Source organism: Pseudogracilibacillus sp. SO10305 (assembly GCF_037072005.1).
GTDB lineage: Bacteria > Bacillota > Bacilli > Bacillales > Amphibacillaceae > Pseudogracilibacillus > Pseudogracilibacillus intestinigallinarum.
On the sequence record NZ_JAXHDE010000002.1, the window covers coordinates 161,703 to 178,119 of the forward strand.

Annotated in this window: 14 protein-coding genes, 1 other RNA gene and 1 riboswitch; all 15 genes read right to left on the reverse strand. The window is 37.4% G+C overall.

What is annotated here, in order from left to right; genetic code table 11:
* Positions 1-7 precede the first annotated feature (7 nt).
* Positions 8-361, reverse strand: a transfer-messenger RNA (tmRNA) gene (gene ssrA / locus SPD45_RS03375).
* Between the two features lie 105 nt (positions 362-466).
* Positions 467-931 (reverse strand): SsrA-binding protein SmpB, encoded by a 465-nt coding sequence (smpB, locus tag SPD45_RS03380; RefSeq protein WP_336266249.1) that lies wholly within the window; start codon positions 929-931, stop codon positions 467-469.
* Between the two features lie 21 nt (positions 932-952).
* Positions 953-3,079: a ribonuclease R gene (gene rnr, locus SPD45_RS03385; RefSeq protein ID WP_336266250.1), complete on the reverse strand. Its 2,127-nt coding sequence runs from the start codon at positions 3,077-3,079 to the stop codon at positions 953-955.
* A gap of 36 nt (positions 3,080-3,115) precedes the next feature.
* On the reverse strand, positions 3,116-3,862 hold the full coding sequence (locus SPD45_RS03390; RefSeq protein WP_336266252.1) for an alpha/beta hydrolase: 747 nt from the start codon (positions 3,860-3,862) through the stop codon (positions 3,116-3,118).
* 75 nt (positions 3,863-3,937) lie between these two features.
* Positions 3,938-4,177 carry a preprotein translocase subunit SecG gene (secG, locus tag SPD45_RS03395; protein ID WP_442961980.1) on the reverse strand — a complete coding sequence of 80 codons (240 nt, stop codon included), beginning with the start codon at positions 4,175-4,177 and terminating at the stop codon, positions 3,938-3,940.
* A gap of 84 nt (positions 4,178-4,261) precedes the next feature.
* On the reverse strand, positions 4,262-5,917 hold the full coding sequence (locus SPD45_RS03400; RefSeq protein ID WP_336266255.1) for an FAD-binding dehydrogenase: 1,656 nt from the start codon (positions 5,915-5,917) through the stop codon (positions 4,262-4,264).
* A 493-nt stretch (positions 5,918-6,410) separates the two neighbouring features.
* Positions 6,411-6,647 carry a hypothetical protein gene (locus SPD45_RS03405; protein ID WP_336266256.1) on the reverse strand — a complete coding sequence of 79 codons (237 nt, stop codon included), beginning with the start codon at positions 6,645-6,647 and terminating at the stop codon, positions 6,411-6,413.
* 334 nt (positions 6,648-6,981) lie between these two features.
* Positions 6,982-7,209, reverse strand: coding sequence for a hypothetical protein (locus SPD45_RS03410; protein ID WP_336266258.1), 228 nt, complete (start codon positions 7,207-7,209; stop codon positions 6,982-6,984).
* 131 nt (positions 7,210-7,340) lie between these two features.
* Positions 7,341-7,547, reverse strand: a riboswitch (cobalamin riboswitch).
* Positions 7,548-7,676: 129 nt separating this feature from the next.
* Positions 7,677-8,885: a PcsB-like coiled-coil domain-containing protein gene (locus tag SPD45_RS03415; protein ID WP_336266260.1), complete on the reverse strand. Its 1,209-nt coding sequence runs from the start codon at positions 8,883-8,885 to the stop codon at positions 7,677-7,679.
* Positions 8,886-9,058: 173 nt separating this feature from the next.
* The gene (gene eno, locus SPD45_RS03420; protein WP_336266263.1) at positions 9,059-10,342 is read right to left on the reverse strand and encodes a phosphopyruvate hydratase; all 1,284 of its coding nucleotides are present in this window, start codon (positions 10,340-10,342) and stop codon (positions 9,059-9,061) included.
* Positions 10,343-10,483: 141 nt separating this feature from the next.
* Positions 10,484-12,016, reverse strand: coding sequence for a 2,3-bisphosphoglycerate-independent phosphoglycerate mutase (gene gpmI, locus SPD45_RS03425; RefSeq protein WP_336266266.1), 1,533 nt, complete (start codon positions 12,014-12,016; stop codon positions 10,484-10,486).
* On the reverse strand, positions 12,013-12,771 hold the full coding sequence (gene tpiA / locus SPD45_RS03430; RefSeq protein ID WP_336266267.1) for a triose-phosphate isomerase: 759 nt from the start codon (positions 12,769-12,771) through the stop codon (positions 12,013-12,015). Before tpiA ends, gpmI begins: the two co-directional genes overlap by 4 nt.
* An 18-nt stretch (positions 12,772-12,789) precedes the next feature.
* A complete protein-coding gene (locus SPD45_RS03435; protein ID WP_336266268.1) occupies positions 12,790-13,971 on the reverse strand; it encodes a phosphoglycerate kinase in 1,182 nt (393 codons plus the stop codon).
* A gap of 262 nt (positions 13,972-14,233) precedes the next feature.
* The gene (gap, locus tag SPD45_RS03440) at positions 14,234-15,241 is read right to left on the reverse strand and encodes a type I glyceraldehyde-3-phosphate dehydrogenase (RefSeq protein ID WP_336266270.1); all 1,008 of its coding nucleotides are present in this window, start codon (positions 15,239-15,241) and stop codon (positions 14,234-14,236) included.
* A 24-nt stretch (positions 15,242-15,265) separates the two neighbouring features.
* Positions 15,266-16,288, reverse strand: coding sequence for a sugar-binding transcriptional regulator (locus SPD45_RS03445; protein ID WP_336266272.1), 1,023 nt, complete (start codon positions 16,286-16,288; stop codon positions 15,266-15,268).
* Positions 16,289-16,417: the final 129 nt, after the last annotated feature.

The following is a 16,417-nucleotide window of genomic DNA, read 5'->3' on the forward strand; positions in this document are numbered from 1 at the left end:
TATTACAGTATGGAGGCGGCGAGAGTCGAACTCGCGTCCAAAAGTAATGACACTTAAGCGTCTACACGTGTAGTTAGTATATTTAAGATTCGCTTGTTATTATGCCTACTAACAGGCGTCCTAACAGCTAGTCTGATTGGTTTCAACGCCCTACCCGCAGACGGAGGGTGAACGTTTATCCCGCTGAATTTGAGACTCCGGATCGTTACACGGGAGATAACGTCTAGAGTCCTTTAGGTGCAATTAAGCAGCTAAAGCGAAATTTTCTTCTTTGCCAGTTAAAGGCTTGTAACGTTGACGAGTCGTAACCTCGACGCGCAGCTTAAGCTCAACCTACCCCTGTCGAATCCAAAACGCCCCCGATAAAAGGGTATCGCTTCGGTAAGTGTTGAAGCTCACTACACTTATTGTGTACTCCTTATTATAGCATAATACATTAATTTTGCAATGAACTGCAAACGACCAATTACTGGTATCGTTCTTTTATTGCTCGATCAATATCACGTTTCATCTGTTTCTGTTTCATATCTTCACGTTTGTCATATTGTTTCTTACCACGCCCAAGTCCAATTAATAGTTTTGCAAAACCATTTTTTATATACAATTTTAACGGCACAATTGCATATCCTTTTTGCTGGACGAGACCGAATAATTTATCGATTTCACTACGATGCAATAGTAATTTACGTGATCTTGTTGGATCATGGTTAAATCGATTTCCTTGCTCATATGTTGCCACATTCATATTAATAATAAATGCTTCCCCATTCATAATACGAATATGAGCATCATTTAAACTCACACGCCCTGCACGAATCGATTTAATTTCTGTTCCTTGTAAAACAATTCCCGCTTCATATGTTTCTTCGATAAAATAATCATGGCCAGCTTTTCTATTTTGTGCAAGTGGTTTATCATGCTGTTTTGCCATTTTATTTCCCCCTATCAACTTTTACACTAATAAAAAGTCTACTGCATGTTCATCCATATTTACATCAGACACTTTTATTTCTACTTCTTGACCGATTTTATACACTTTTTTCGTCATTTCTCCGATCAGTGCATGATGTCGATCAGAATAATGATAGTAGTCATCAGTCATATAACTAACATGGACAAGTCCTTCTACAGTATTTTCTAACTCAACAAATAATCCAAAACTTGTTACCGAACTAATAATACCTGTAAATTGTTCGCCAATTTTGTCTAACATATATTCCGCCTTCTTCAAATCGTCCACATCGCGTTCTGTTTCCACTGCCACACGTTCCATTGCTGAAGTGTGTTTAGCAATATCTGGTAAACTTTCTTTCCATTTCTTAATTGTGTCATGGTCCATTTTACCTTGGATAAGATATGCACGGATTAATCGATGAACAATTAAATCTGGGTAACGTCTAATCGGTGATGTAAAATGTGTATAAAAGTCCGTCGATAAACCAAAGTGTCCGATACTATGTGGATCATACTTCGCTTGTTTCATCGATCGTAACATTAATTTTGAAATAACGAGTTCTTCCGGCTCACCTTCCACGCGATCTAACACTTTTTGTAATTCTAATGGGTGAATTTCATTTGCAGTTCCTTTTACAACATAACCTAAACCACCTAAAAACTCGAAGAAATGCTCTAATTTCCCTTCATCTGGTTGCTCATGAATTCGATGGATAAATGGTACGTCTAACCAATGGAAATGTTCTGCAACAGTTTCGTTTGCACATAACATAAATTCCTCAATTAAACGTTCCCCAACTGATCGTTCTCGAATAACGACATCTACTGCTGTACCTTCTTCATCAACGAGTACTTTCGCTTCTTTAAAATCAAAATCGATAGCTCCACGCTTTTTACGTTTATAAAATAAAATTTCCGCCAACGTTTGCATCGTTTCAAAATGTGGCACGAGCGGAGCAAACTCTTCGATGATTGCTTCATCTTCATCGACTAAAATTTTATTGACATTTTCATACGTCATTCGTTCTGTCGTGTTAATAACCGCTTCAAAAATTTCATGTGTAATGACTGTACCTTTGCCATCTATTTCCATTTCACATGCTAAAACGAGACGATCTTGTCCCCTATTTAAAGAGCAAATTCCATTAGACAACCGATGTGGAATCATCGGAATCACTCGGTCTACTAGATAAACACTCGTTCCTCGTTCACTTGCTTCTTTATCAAGTGCAGTATATTCTTCTACATAATAAGACACATCAGCAATATAAACTCCTAGTTTAAAATTACCGTTATCTAACTGTTCGACACTAATTGCATCGTCTAAATCTTTCGCATCTGCTCCATCTATCGTCACAATTTCTTTATGTCGTAAGTCGCGACGTCCTTCTAAATCACTTTCTAACACTTTATCTGGAATTGCGGCAACTTGGTCTAACACTTTATCAGGGAAATCAATTTTTAAGCCATGTTTATGGATAATCGATAAAATATCAATTCCTGGATCATTTTTATGGCCGAGTATTTCTACAACTTCCCCCTCCGCACTTTTTCTTCCTTCAGGATACTTCGTAATTTCAACAATTACCTTATGCCCTGTCACTGCACCTAATGTATCATTTTTTGAAATGAAAATATCGTTTAAAATTCGTGTATCATCTGGAATGACAAAACCAAAGGAATGACCGTCTTCAAATGTCCCGACAACCTTCGTCGCTGCCCGTTCTAATATACGAATCACGACTCCTTCTGCACGAGATTCTTTATTGCTTTTTTTCTCGATACGTACAATGACCTTATCTTGATGCATAGCAGAATTTAAATCAGATGCATGAATATAAACATCTTTTTCATTTTCATCGTCAGGAATTAAAAAAGCGAATCCTTTTCGATTCATTTCAATTTTCCCGGCAATTAAATTCATCTTCGCCGGTAAACCGAAACGATTTTTTCGTGTACGAATAAGCGAACCTTCTAGTTCTAATTCGTTTAATGTTTTCACTAATGTTTTAAAATCTTCTACATCTTGCATACTGAAAATTTCTTCTAATTCTTGGACTGATAATGGTTTTGTTCCACTTTCCTTAAAATATTGTAAAATTTCTTCTTTTAGTTGTCCGTCCATTTCTTCACCTCATTTAAATTGGAAACAATCCTACTTCTATTGTTCCCAATTTAAGCTCTCTAAAAACGTGTAAATATCTTCATGTAATTGCTCTTTCTCTTTGTCCATCGTAATGACATGTCCCGATTCTTCGTACCATTTAATCTGTTTTTGATCTGTTTCCACTGTATCATAAATATAATTTGCACTTTTTGGGTTAATCATTTCGTCTTTTCTCGCTTGGACGACCATTGTTGGCGTATAAATTAAGTCGACGATGCCATGTACTTCTTTTACAAAATCTTTAATACGTGTAAACATTGGTTCTGACTGGTCCATCATATCTTTCACTTCAGCTGCAATCGTTTCACGGTTCTTTTTTTCAAATTGTTTATACTGCTTAGCAAACATTCGAAAACCATCTGTTAATTGATGTTCATTATCAAAAAACATTGGAGAACACATCGTAATAAGACCAGTTACTTTGTACTCTGTCGCTAATTTAATCCCAAGTACTCCACCCATCGATAATCCTGCAACAGCTATTTCTTCATACCCTAAACTTCGTAAATGTTCATATGCATTTTGAATATCTTCCCACCATTGTGCTGGCGTTGCTTCTAATAAATTTTCCGGTTCAACACCATGTCCACGATAAATTGGTGCGTGACATGTATACCCCTGCTTTTGTAAATAACGCCCTAACATACGAACATCGGCTGAATTTCCAGTAAATCCGTGTAATAATAATACTGCTCTATTTCCTGCTTCGAATGTAAATGGTGCTGGTGCTTTAATTTTCACGTTAAATGAAATCTCCTTTCAACATTGCCAATAAAGATAAAAACCCTTATCACATCGATGTAATAAGGGAGTTTTTTATATAACATATGCGCTAATAAATGCTAAAACGAAAAACAATACCGCTGTAATGACTGTTCCTCTATGTAATACTAAATCAATTCCACGTGCTTTTTGTTTTCCGAATAATTGCTCTGCTCCACCTGAAATCGCGCCTGATAATCCTGCGCTTGTTCCAGATTGTAACACGATAAAAACAATCATAATAATTGCATCGATTAGTAAAATTATGTTGATTACTGTTGCCAACTTGAACATCCTCTCTTTTACGTCCAAATATATCTAAGTTAACTTTAGCATAGAGTCAGACTGTTTAGCAAGTTTTATTTCATCTCCATCCGTTTAGTGATCATTTTTTGCAATCGATTCCGCGACTGTTTTTCCTGTAAATAAACATCCCCCTAAAAATGTCCCCTCTAAAGAGCGATATCCATGTAATCCACCACCACCAAAACCTGCTACTTCTCCCGCCGCATAGACGTTATCAAAAGGAACTCCATTTTTTTGGAGCACTTTTCCTTCTATATCTGTTTGCAATCCACCTAATGTTTTCCGACTTAAAATATTTAGCTTTACCGCTATAAGAGGACCATGTTTTTGGTCAAGTAAGCGGTGTGGTTTTGCCGTTCGGATTAACTTATCCCCAATATAATGACGTGCACCGTGCATTGCAACAATTTGTAAGTCTTTCGTAAAATTGTTCATTAATGCTCGGTCTCTTGCTTCTACTTGTGCGCGCACCTTTTGTATGGATAGTTTTTTATGTCCAATTAGTTTATTCATGCTAATAACTAAGTTTTCTATAGAATCTGCAACAATGAAGTCTTCCCCATAATCAATAAAATTTTGAACCGGTGTTGGTGGGCCTGGCAATATTCGTTGCAACACTTTCGCAATGCTCTTTCCAGTTAAATCAGGATTTTGTTCACTACCAGATAAAGCAAATTCCTTTTCAATAATATCTTTCGTTAAAATAAACCATGAATAATCATACCCTGTATCCATAATAGCTTTTAATGTTCCAAGTGTGTCAAATCCCGGAAAATTTGGCGCTTTAAAACGATTCCCTTCTGCATCCAACCATAAAGAAGATGGTCCTGGAAGGATTCGGATGCCATGATTTTCCCAGATTGGTGCCCAGTTTCTAATCCCTTCCGTATAATGCCACATACGATCTCGGTTTACAATTTTCCCACCAGCTTGCTCCGTGATAGAAAGCATTCGGCCATCGACATGTTTTGGTACTCCTGATATCATATTTTTAGGGGCATTACCTAATGATTGCGGCCAATTTTTTCGAATCGCTTCGAAATTCGCTCCAATTCCACCACTAGCAATTACAATAGCTGCTGCTTCATATGAAAATTCACCAATCGTTTTACGTGTCGTTTCCCTCCCTCTTTCAGCATGATCGTTTTCTAAAACGGACCCTTGTACTGTTGTAATTTTATGTTCCCTTTCAATGAGCTGATCAACTTGGTGCCTTGGTTTATATGTAACGAGATTTTCATCCATCTGTTTATGTAAAAGAGATACGAAAGGTTGGACAAGTCCTGGGCCTGTTCCCCAAGTAATATGAAATCTTGGTACAGAGTTTCCGTGTCCTTCAGCTAAATAGCCACCTCGCTCAGCCCACCCAACGACAGGAAAAAAGCGAACTCCTTTTTCATGAAGCCATGATCGTTTTTCCTCTTTTGCAAAATGCACATAGCGTTTCGCCCATTTAAATCCATATTTGTCCTCTGTTTCTAAGCGATCATAACCCGCCGTGCCGAGCCAATCTTGCCACGCTAGTTCATGTGAATCTTTTATCCCCATACGACGTTGTTCAGGAGAATCGACTAAAAAAAGTCCACCGAAAGACCACCAAGCTTGACCTCCTAATGATTGGGGGCCTTCTTGATCTAGTAGTAATACTTTCTTTCCTTTTGCTGCAAGTTCTGTCGTTGTAACGAGTCCTGCTAGTCCTGCACCAATAACAATGACATCATATTGCATCATCTCCGCCTCCTTTTCTTCATTATACCGTACATGAAATGTGAATTGTCAGAAAAGGGCGATTATTTTAAAGTACTAGTTAAAAAATGATCTGATAGTTTGTTGTAGAATACTTTCTTCTAAGGAATACGTCTAAGTCCTTTTTCGCTAACAGACTAGGATGGACATATATTACCGAAGCTAATAGTGTGAAATGGTGGTTTGCCCTGAGACCGAAAGCCTTTATGACAGGCCTCAGCCTAAAAGTCTCATTGAACGTTCTCCCTTCTGCACCACATATCCACGAACAGATTCTTTAAGATTCGCTTATTGCTCTTTTATTTCATTATCCCGTAAATGTAGTTGATCGCTTATATCATTATCTTTTAACTGAATTCCTATATATTCTTGGATTTGATGTTTGTTTTTCCTACTTTGTCCAAAAATATTTTCTACGCGAAAACTTCCTTTTTCCATTTTGTTGGGGAGAGGATTGAGCTTTATGGTTGGGTCCTTACGGTTTGGGGTTGGGTTCTTGTAGCTTCGGGTTAGATTCTTGCAACTTTGGCATGTTTTCTTGCAACTTCGGCCTGCTTTCTTGCAACTCCGACCCATATTCTTGCAACTTCGACCCGTATTCTTGCAACTTCGTCCTGCTTTCTTGCAACTTCGACCCGTATTCTTGCAACTTCGACCTGCTTTCTTGCAACTTCGACCTGCTTTCTTGCAACTTCGACCCGTATTCTTGCAACTTCTACTCACATTCTTGCAACTTCAACTCACATTCTTGCAACTTCTACTCACATTCTTGCAACTTCTACCCATATTCTTGCAACTTCTACCCATATTCTTGCAACTTCGACCCGTATTCTTGCAACTTCGACCTGCATTCTTGCAACTCCGACCCGTATTCTTGCAACTTCAACTCACATTCTTGCAACTACCTACTTTCCATATTATTTGTACTATAAATTTACAAGGCGATCAAAATCATCAGGCTACTTAGAACCCCCAGCAGTAACAGGGGTATTCAAATACATAAAAAAAGGTGGTGAAGCCCACCACCTCCTTAATTTCTGTTCATATTATACAATTACTTCATCGCGTTCGACAAATGTCATCGCATTTCGAACAATTGTATATGCTTTCGTTAAATTTTCTTTATACGTAGCTTGTAAATTTTCCTCAGCTAATTCAATTTCATTCCATAATTGTTCATACGTAGCTTGTAAAGATGTTGTTTCATTTTCAACTAAACGATTCATCACATTTGTTTGTAATGCTTCTACATAATAGCTGACAGTTCCTTTCATTCCCTTTCCCTCCTTCACGTAAAAAAACAACCTTGCGAAGATGCAGGTTGTTGTAAAAAGCAATCCAAAAGAAGCATAGGAATTTCCCTATGTTTGAACCGTTCCACACACCTCCTATCCTCCGTAGGAAATTTGTTGAGCATTATTAGGCAGGTCTCCTGGCTTCACTTCATCGCTTCTCACACCTTCCCACTTTTTATTTTTATAAAAAGCAGTGGTATTCGTGAGTTGCTCCGTATCACAGTTGCGGGACAGCGTCGGAATTACACCGATCTTCCCTTTTAAGCAATAAAGGATAATATACTTTCCAATATTGCACCTAAAGCTCCAATATTTAATTACATCTATAGTATATCATAATTGCCTGATATTCGTTTCTCTTATCGTCATCTGTTTTAAATATGAGATAAATGTACAAAAAAAGAACTTGAGACTTAATAAAAGTACGTCTCAAGTTCTTTACTTAATTAATTTAAAATTTTCACACGAACCGTTCTTCTTCCCCAACTATATGCAGACTTCTCCGACGGGTAGAGAACATCGATTTTCTTCCCTTTGATTGCGCCACCTGTATCAGCAGCAATCGCAGTTCCATAACCTTCTACCCAAACTTTTGATCCTAGTGGAATAACACTTGGATCAACCGCAATTACTTTTGGTGTAGGTTTTTGTTTTAAATCCATTCCAGTAGCTGAAACACCAGAACATCCTGAACAGTCAGGGCCATATGCAGTCGCCTCTACTGTAAATGACTTTCCAGTAGACGGTTCTGGCTCTTTCTTACCTTGATTACTAGATGGTTTTTTCGGTGTTTCACTTGTAGCAGCTTGCTTCGGTGTATCTGATGAAGCTGGTGCCTTCTCTTTTTTAGCAGCTGTCGCAACTTTTGTTTCTTCTGCTTTTTGCTCTTTAGCCGCTTTCGCTTTTTCCGCTTCAATTTCATCACGATATTGTTGTTCAATGCTTGCTAATTTACTATCTTCACTACCTAATTTTTGTTTCTCTTTCTCTAATGTAGTTTCTTTATCTTTTAACGATTTTTCAGAGCTTTTTAATTCGTCCTTCTGTGCAACAACTTCTGCTTTTTGCTCTTCTAATTCATCAACTAAAGCTTCTTGCTTATCTATTTTGTCTGTAATTTCCTCTTGAATGTCTTCCACTTCTTGACGATCTGCTTCATGTTCTTCTATTAGTTGCTTATCTGCGTTTGTAATCGTTGATACAGAATTGACACGACTAATGAATTCATTGAAGTCTTTAGCATTAAATAAAACTTCTAAATAGCTAATGTCGCCACCGTTTTCTTGGTAAGCAATGATACGATCTTTTAAAATTTCTTGGCGTTTATCGATTCGTTTATTAATTTTTTCAACTTTTTCAGCTAGTTGAACAAATTCCGCTTCATACTCGATAATTTTATCGTTTTTCTCAGCTATTTCTGCTTCACTTGCAGTTATTTTTTGTTCAATACCTGCTACTTCTTTATGTAATGCTGCTATGTCATCTAGCACTTCTACAAGCTCAGATTCTTTTTTAGATAATTCTTCTTTTACCTCTTTACGCTCATCTTGAACGTCATTTAATTCTTTTTTACTTGCATTCGCCTCTAAAGGTATCGTGAACAGTCCACTCACTAGTAATACTACTGCGAGCAAGTAAATAGTTAGTTTCTTCAAGAAATTCCGCTCCTTTGTTATGCTTAAATATTATCGCTTTCTTCTTGATTTACTTAACCGATTATAACATAGAGAGATAACAGAAAGATTGTCACTATATTACAATTGTATTTCAAACGATCGTATACAGTAAAAAAGACATGGCCATTTAGACCATGTCTTTTCCCGTTATTTTACTTCACATTATAAAATGCATCCCATCCTGCATACTCACCAATACCTGATAATTCATCTTCAATACGTAATAATTGATTGTATTTTGCTACACGATCTGTACGAGATGGTGCACCTGTTTTAATTTGACCAGCATTTGTTGCAACCGCAATATCTGCAATCGTCGCATCTTCTGTTTCACCTGAACGGTGTGAAATAACTGCTGTATATCCTGCACGTTTTGCCATTTCAATTGCTTCGAATGTTTCTGTTAATGTACCGATTTGGTTCACTTTAATTAAGATAGAGTTTCCAACGCCTTGCTCGATCCCTTTCGCTAATTTTTCCGTGTTTGTAACGAATAAATCGTCTCCTACTAATTGAACACGGTCACCGATACGGTCTGTTAATAATTTATGACCTTCCCAGTCGTTTTCATCTAAACCATCTTCAATAGAAATAATTGGGTATTTTTCTACTAACTCTTCATACCAATCAACCATTTCCTCTGATGTACGTACAACACCTTCTCCTTCAAAATGGTATTTACCATCTTTGTAAAATTCTGAAGATGCAACATCCATCGCTAGCTGAACTTCTTCCCCAACTTTATATCCTGCACGCTCAATCGCCTGTGCAATTGTTTCTAATGCTTCCTCATTCGAAGATAAGTTTGGTGCAAATCCACCTTCGTCCCCTACAGCGGTGTTTAATCCTTTATCTTGTAAAACTGCTTTTAATGCGTGGAAAATTTCTGCTCCAACACGTAATGCTTCTTTAAATGTAGGTGCTGAAACAGGCATTACCATAAATTCTTGAATGTCTACGTTATTGTCTGCGTGTTCGCCACCGTTTAAAATGTTCATCATTGGAACTGGTAAAACATTTGCGTTGAATCCACCTAAATAATTGTATAAAGGAATTTGTAAATAGGAAGCTGCTGCATGTGCCGCTGCCATTGATACACCCAAAATTGCATTCGCACCTAGATTGCTCTTATTCGGCGTATCATCTAATTCAATCATAATTGCATCAATAATATTTTGGCGAGTTACGTCAATCCCGATTAATTCCGGACCAATTTTTTCATTTACATTTTCAACTGCCTTTAAAACACCTTTACCTAAGTAGCGGTCTTTATCACCATCACGTAATTCAACTGCTTCATATTCCCCAGTTGATGCACCGCTCGGCACTAATGCTGCTCCAAATGCACCTGATTCGGTTAACACTTCTACTTCGACTGTTGGATTTCCTCTTGAGTCTAACACTTCTCTTGCGTAAACATCTGTAATAAATGGCATAACTTTTCTCTCCTTCAAAAGTATCTTATTATGTGATCAAGTCCAAATTTCTGTGTACTTTTTCTTCTGTCATGTGGATACATACCGTCACATACACGAAGCTTTTTAAAATTTCTATACACGGCTTAATGGACATAAGCATTATTTTTCCAGCAATGATTTTCCTGTCATTTCTACTGGTTGTTCCACTTGCAAAAGATCTAACATCGTCGGTGCAAGATCTGCTAAAATACCACCGTCACGTAATGTAATGCCATCCTTTGTCACGATTACAGGTACAGGATTTGTTGTATGTGCCGTCATTGGCTCTCCTGCATCCGTCGTTACTTCATCTGCATTACCGTGATCCGCTGTAATAATTGCTGCGCCACCGAGTTCCGTAATTTTATCCACGATTTTTCCTAAACATTCATCGACCACTTCAATCGATTTAATCGTCGGTTCTAACATGCCAGAATGTCCGACCATATCAGGGTTTGCAAAGTTTAAAATAATCGCTTCAATCTCCCCTTCATCGATTTCTTGTAATAGTGCATCTGTCACTTCATATGCACTCATTTCCGGCTGTAAATCATATGTTGCAACTTTTGGCGAATCAATTAATATGCGTTTTTCACCTGTAAAAGTTTCTTCACGTCCACCGCTCATGAAATATGTAACATGTGGATATTTTTCTGTTTCGGCAATTCGCAATTGACGAAGATTATTTTTCGCTAATACTTCCCCGATAGTGTTCGTTAAGTTCACCGTTTCAAATGCTACTGTTCCTTGAATAGTATCGCTGAATTCCGTCATTTGTACAAAGGCAATATTTTCTAATGTCCCACCGATGTCAAATGCAGTAAAATCATCGTTTGCAAATGCTTGTGATAATTGAATCGCACGGTCTGGCCTAAAATTGAAGAAAATAATCGCATCGTCATTTTGTACTGTACCGACCGGTTTACCCTCCTCTGTCATAACGACTGATGGAATAACGAACTCATCGTGAATATCTTGTTCATAGGAAGCTTCCACAATTGCTTTTGCATCATTATAAGTCGGTCCTTTTCCATAACGAATGGCATCATATGCTAATTTCACACGTTCCCAACGTTTATCACGGTCCATTGCGTAATAACGACCGGAAATCGTTGCAAATTGACCAACACCAATTTCTTTCATTTTTTCTTCGGTCTGTTCAATATATGGTAGAGCCGTCGTTGGACCAACATCACGACCATCTAAAAATCCGTGTACATACACTTTTTCTACACCTTTTTCTTTCGCTAATTGTAAAAGTGCAAATAAGTGATTCATATGACTATGTACGCCACCATCAGATAAAAGTCCGAATAAATGTAATGCACTATTGTTCGCTTTCACTTGTTCGATCGCTTGTAGAAATGCTTCTTTTTGAAAAAAATCACCTTCCACAATTGCTTTATTAATTCGCGTTAAACTTTGATATACGATACGGCCAGCCCCAATGTTTAAATGCCCAACTTCAGAGTTTCCCATTTGGCCATCAGGTAAGCCTACTGATTCACCACTTACGTGTAATTCATTATGTGCATAAGTATTCCAGTAGCGATCAAAATTAGGTTTATTCGCTTGTGCTACTGCATTCCCATGTTTATTTCCTCGTAAACCAAATCCATCTAATATAATTAATGCTGCAAGTTTCTCTCTCATTCCTTATTCCCTGCCTCCACTAGTTGTATGAATGAATCTGCTTCTAAACTCGCTCCACCAACTAATGCACCGTCTATATCAGATTGTTGTAATAATTCTACGATGTTCGCAGGTTTTACACTTCCACCATATTGAATGACTGTTTTTTCTGCTGTTGCTTCAGAGAAGTTTTTCTGAATAACATTGCGTACATGACGACATACTTCATTCGCATCTTCACTCGAAGCTGTTTTTCCTGTTCCAATCGCCCAAATGGGCTCATAAGCGATAATTGTTTCTGTTACTTGTTCTTCTGTTAAACCTTCTAATGCTTTCGTTACTTGTGCTTCAATATGTTGTAACGTTTCATTCGCTTCACGTTGTTCTAATGTTTCACCGACACATACGATGGGAGTTAAATCGTGAGCAAATGCCGCATGAGTTTTTTTATTTACAGATTCGTCTGTTTCATTATAATATTCACGACGTTCTGAGTGTCCAATTACAACATGTGTCACACCGATATCTTGTAACATAACTGGACTTACTTCACCTGTAAATGCACCGTTTTCTGCTTCATGCATCGTTTGTGCAGCTACCTTTACATTTGTCCCTTCTAATTGAGACACTAAAAGTGATAAGTATGGAAATGGTGCACAAACAATCGCTTCTGTTTGTTCATTCGTGTGGACAGTTTTCACTGCTTCCACAAATGCTTCCACTTCTTTTGTCGTTTTGTTCATTTTCCAGTTTCCTGCAATTACTACGTTTCGCATTTTGAACACTCCTAATTATTATTTATCGTCTAATGCTACAACACCTGGGAGTGCTTTTCCTTCCATAAATTCTAAAGAAGCCCCTCCACCAGTTGATACGTGATTCATTTTGTCAGCTACACCAAACTTTTCAACCGCAGCAGCAGAATCTCCGCCACCGATAACGGAATACCCATCTGTATCCGCTAATGCTTCTGCAACTGCTTTCGTTCCATTTGCAAAAGGTTCCATTTCAAATACACCCATTGGTCCATTCCAAACGATTAAAGCAGAGTTAGCAATCACTTCACGGTATGTGTTAGCTGTTTCAGGTCCAATATCTAAACACATCCAACCTTGTTCAATTTCATCTGCTTGTACATTTTTTACATTTGCATCTTTACTAAATGCATCCGCAATGACAGCATCTGTTTGCATATAAAAATGAACGCCTTTTTCTTCTGCTTTTTTCATGAAACTTTTCGCTAAATCTATTTTATCTTCTTCTAATAATGAGTTGCCGATTTCATAGCCTTTCGCTTTTAAAAACGTACAAGCTAATCCCCCGCCAATAATTAAGTTGTCCACTTTATCTAATAAATTGTCAATGACATTAATTTTGTCTTTTACTTTTGATCCACCAATAATTGCTGTAAATGGACGTTTCGGACTTGCTAATGCATTTCCTAATACTTCGATTTCTTTTTCCATTAAAAATCCTGCAACTGCTGGTAATTTTTCTGCAACTCCTGCAGTAGATGCATGTGCACGATGTGCTGTACCAAATGCATCATTCACATATATGTCCGCCATGTTCGCAAATGCTTCGATTAATTCAGGATCATTTGTTTCTTCCCCTTTTTCGAAACGAACATTTTCTAATAATAAAATATCGCCTTCTTGTAATGCACGAATTTTTTCGTCTACTTCTGGTCCGTAAACAGTATTTGCTTTTACAACATCTTTATGTAAAAGTTCCGAAAGTTTTTTCGCAACTGGATCTAGTCGAAGCCCTTCCACTACTTCTCCTTTTGGACGTCCGAAATGAGATGCTAAAATAACCTTTGCACCTTGCTCCACTAAATAATTTACTGTCGGTAAAACAGCACGAACACGCGTGTCATCTGTGACAGCCCCATCTTCCATCGGGACGTTTAAGTCGACACGACAAAAAACTTTTTTTCCTTTAAGTTGAATATCTTTTAATGATTTTTTATTCATTGAGAAAAAATGCTCCTTTGCTCATTTGCGTATATGTTTTTTTATTCCATTTTCATTATACAAGATTCTAACGATATAATATAGTGAAAATGATAAAGTACAATAGTATTAATTTTCAGTCATTTACCCATAAAGCACCACCATTGAAACACGCTGGCTAAAAACGTCCCACACTTTCTTTCCTTCTCAATCCTCATTTTCTAAAAAGTTCATTACAAAAAGGCCATGCAACCGAAAGATGTAGCATGGCCTTTTTTAGAAATTATAATCCCTTTTCTTTTAAAAACTTCGCTAAGTCGACACAGCGTGTAGAATAACCCATTTCATTATCATACCAAGAAACGACTTTCACCATATTATCTTCTAATACCATCGTAGATAATCCATCAATAATAGAAGAATGTGCATCTCCAACGATATCTGTTGAAACGATTGGTTCATCTGTATAAGCTAAAATGCCTTTTAAGTTTCCTTCTGCAGCATTTTTGAATGCCTCATTTACGTCTTCAGCTGTTACATTTTTATCTAATTCAGCAACTAAATCTACAACAGAACCATCAGATACTGGGACACGTACTGCCATACCGTTTAATTTTCCATTTAAGTTCGGTAACACTTTTCCAACTGCTTTCGCTGCCCCTGTCGATGTTGGAATAATGTTTTCAGCAGCCGCACGTGCACGACGATAATCTTTATGTGGTAAATCTAAGATTTGTTGATCGTTCGTATAAGCATGAATAGTCGTCATTAATCCACGTTTTAGTCCAAACGCTTCATCTAATACTTTTGCAAATGGTGCTAAACAATTCGTCGTACAAGATGCATTCGAAATAATATGATGGTTTGCTGCATCATATTCTTCTTCGTTCACACCCATCACAACAGTAAAATCATCATCACTAGCTGGTGCAGAAACGATTACTTTCTTTGCCCCTGCTTCTAAATGCTTTGCTGCATCTTTACGGTTTGTAAAACGCCCTGTTGATTCAATCACCACTTCAACATCGTGATTTTTCCAACCGATATTTGCTGGATCAAACTCTGAATACACATGAATTTTCTTTCCGTTCACAACTAAATCGCTTCCGTCTACTTCAACTGTTGCATCTAATTTTCCATGTACAGAGTCATATTTTAATAAATGTGCTAACATTTCGGCATCTGTTAAATCGTTAATTGCGACAATATCAAATCCATCATCATTTAATGCCTGTCTAAAAATATTACGCCCAATTCTCCCAAATCCGTTAATACCTACTTTTACTGTCATATTTATTTCCTCCTTAAAATTTCACTATTTATTTATATTTAATATTTCTTTTGCTGCCGCTTCATCCGTAATCAATACATCTGTTTTTTTCTTTTGTACGTAAGATACAATTGCATCTGCTTTTTCACATCCACCCGCAACAGAAATAACATGTTTATCGTCTGTTAAATCTTCCAGTTGCAATCCAATCGTACGTACCTTATGTACAACATTCCCTTTTTTATCGAAATAATAACCAAATGCTTCGCTTAAGGCATCTTTTTCTTCTAACATATTAATCACTGTATCTTCCGTTTGACGCCGCTTTGCCATCGTTAATGCTTGCCCTATACCATGAATAACGATATTTGCCTTTTGAATCAATTGTACGGTCTCTTGAACAGATAGTTCATTTACAAATGACTGGTACAATGTTTCACTCATTGGGTCTGGTACATGTAATAAACGGTATGTCCCTTTTTCTTTTTCTGCCATTTTTGCTGCAATCATATTCGCTTGGTTTTCAACCTTCTCGCCAACTCCGCCACGAGCCGGAAGAAATAAACAGCGGTATGTGTCAAACGGAACCATCGCTTCTGCAATAGCAGCCATTGTCGTCCCGCCTGTCACTGCAATGGACACATCTTTATGAATAATTGTTTGTAAATAATGAACTGCTGCCCGCCCAATTTCTTGTTTGACAAACATATCTTCATCACTATTGCCAGCTACGACGATTACTTTTTTCAAGGATAATTTTTCTTGTAAATGTTGTTCTAACATAGTCAATCCACTTAATTGTCGTACATAATCATGGAGCTGTATGATGGCATCTTTCCCTTCAGCTGTCATGAGCATGCCTTTAGTCGAACTTGTAACGAACCCTAATTGTTGCAATGTGTCAAGTTCATTGCGAATAAGTCTTTCTGGCAAACGCAACCTATCTACAATTGCTCTCCTCCCTACAGGTTCATGTAAGGAAATTGTGTAGAGCACATTGTAACGTTGAGCCATTTTTTCTAATAGGTCTGGGAATACGGCTTTTTTCCATTGCATTAATTGTTCCATGGAAACACCCTTTAACTAAAAGTCTTTTGAATTTTAAAATACTTACGGGACATTTTTGTCCTACAGAGAACAATTACGACCCACTTAGTGTAAAAAATAATTATCTTTATATTACCATATTTTTTACAA

What these genes read in the sequence shown, in the direction of transcription:
- smpB (WP_336266249.1), bottom strand. Translation starts at nt 931, where the DNA reads ATGGCAAAACAGCATGATAAACCACTTGCACAAAATAGAAAAGCTGGC.
- SPD45_RS03445 (WP_336266272.1), bottom strand. Translation starts at nt 16,288, where the DNA reads ATGGAACAATTAATGCAATGGAAAAAAGCCGTATTCCCAGACCTATTA.
- gap (WP_336266270.1), bottom strand. Translation starts at nt 15,241, where the DNA reads ATGACAGTAAAAGTAGGTATTAACGGATTTGGGAGAATTGGGCGTAAT.
- rnr (WP_336266250.1), bottom strand. Translation starts at nt 3,079, where the DNA reads ATGGACGGACAACTAAAAGAAGAAATTTTACAATATTTTAAGGAAAGT.
- SPD45_RS03435 (WP_336266268.1), bottom strand. Translation starts at nt 13,971, where the DNA reads ATGAATAAAAAATCATTAAAAGATATTCAACTTAAAGGAAAAAAAGTT.
- SPD45_RS03400 (WP_336266255.1), bottom strand. Translation starts at nt 5,917, where the DNA reads ATGCAATATGATGTCATTGTTATTGGTGCAGGACTAGCAGGACTCGTT.
- gpmI (WP_336266266.1), bottom strand. Translation starts at nt 12,016, where the DNA reads ATGAGAGAGAAACTTGCAGCATTAATTATATTAGATGGATTTGGTTTA.
- tpiA (WP_336266267.1), bottom strand. Translation starts at nt 12,771, where the DNA reads ATGCGAAACGTAGTAATTGCAGGAAACTGGAAAATGAACAAAACGACA.
- secG (WP_442961980.1), bottom strand. Translation starts at nt 4,177, where the DNA reads ATGTTCAAGTTGGCAACAGTAATCAACATAATTTTACTAATCGATGCA.
- SPD45_RS03410 (WP_336266258.1), bottom strand. Translation starts at nt 7,209, where the DNA reads ATGAAAGGAACTGTCAGCTATTATGTAGAAGCATTACAAACAAATGTG.
- eno (WP_336266263.1), bottom strand. Translation starts at nt 10,342, where the DNA reads ATGCCATTTATTACAGATGTTTACGCAAGAGAAGTGTTAGACTCAAGA.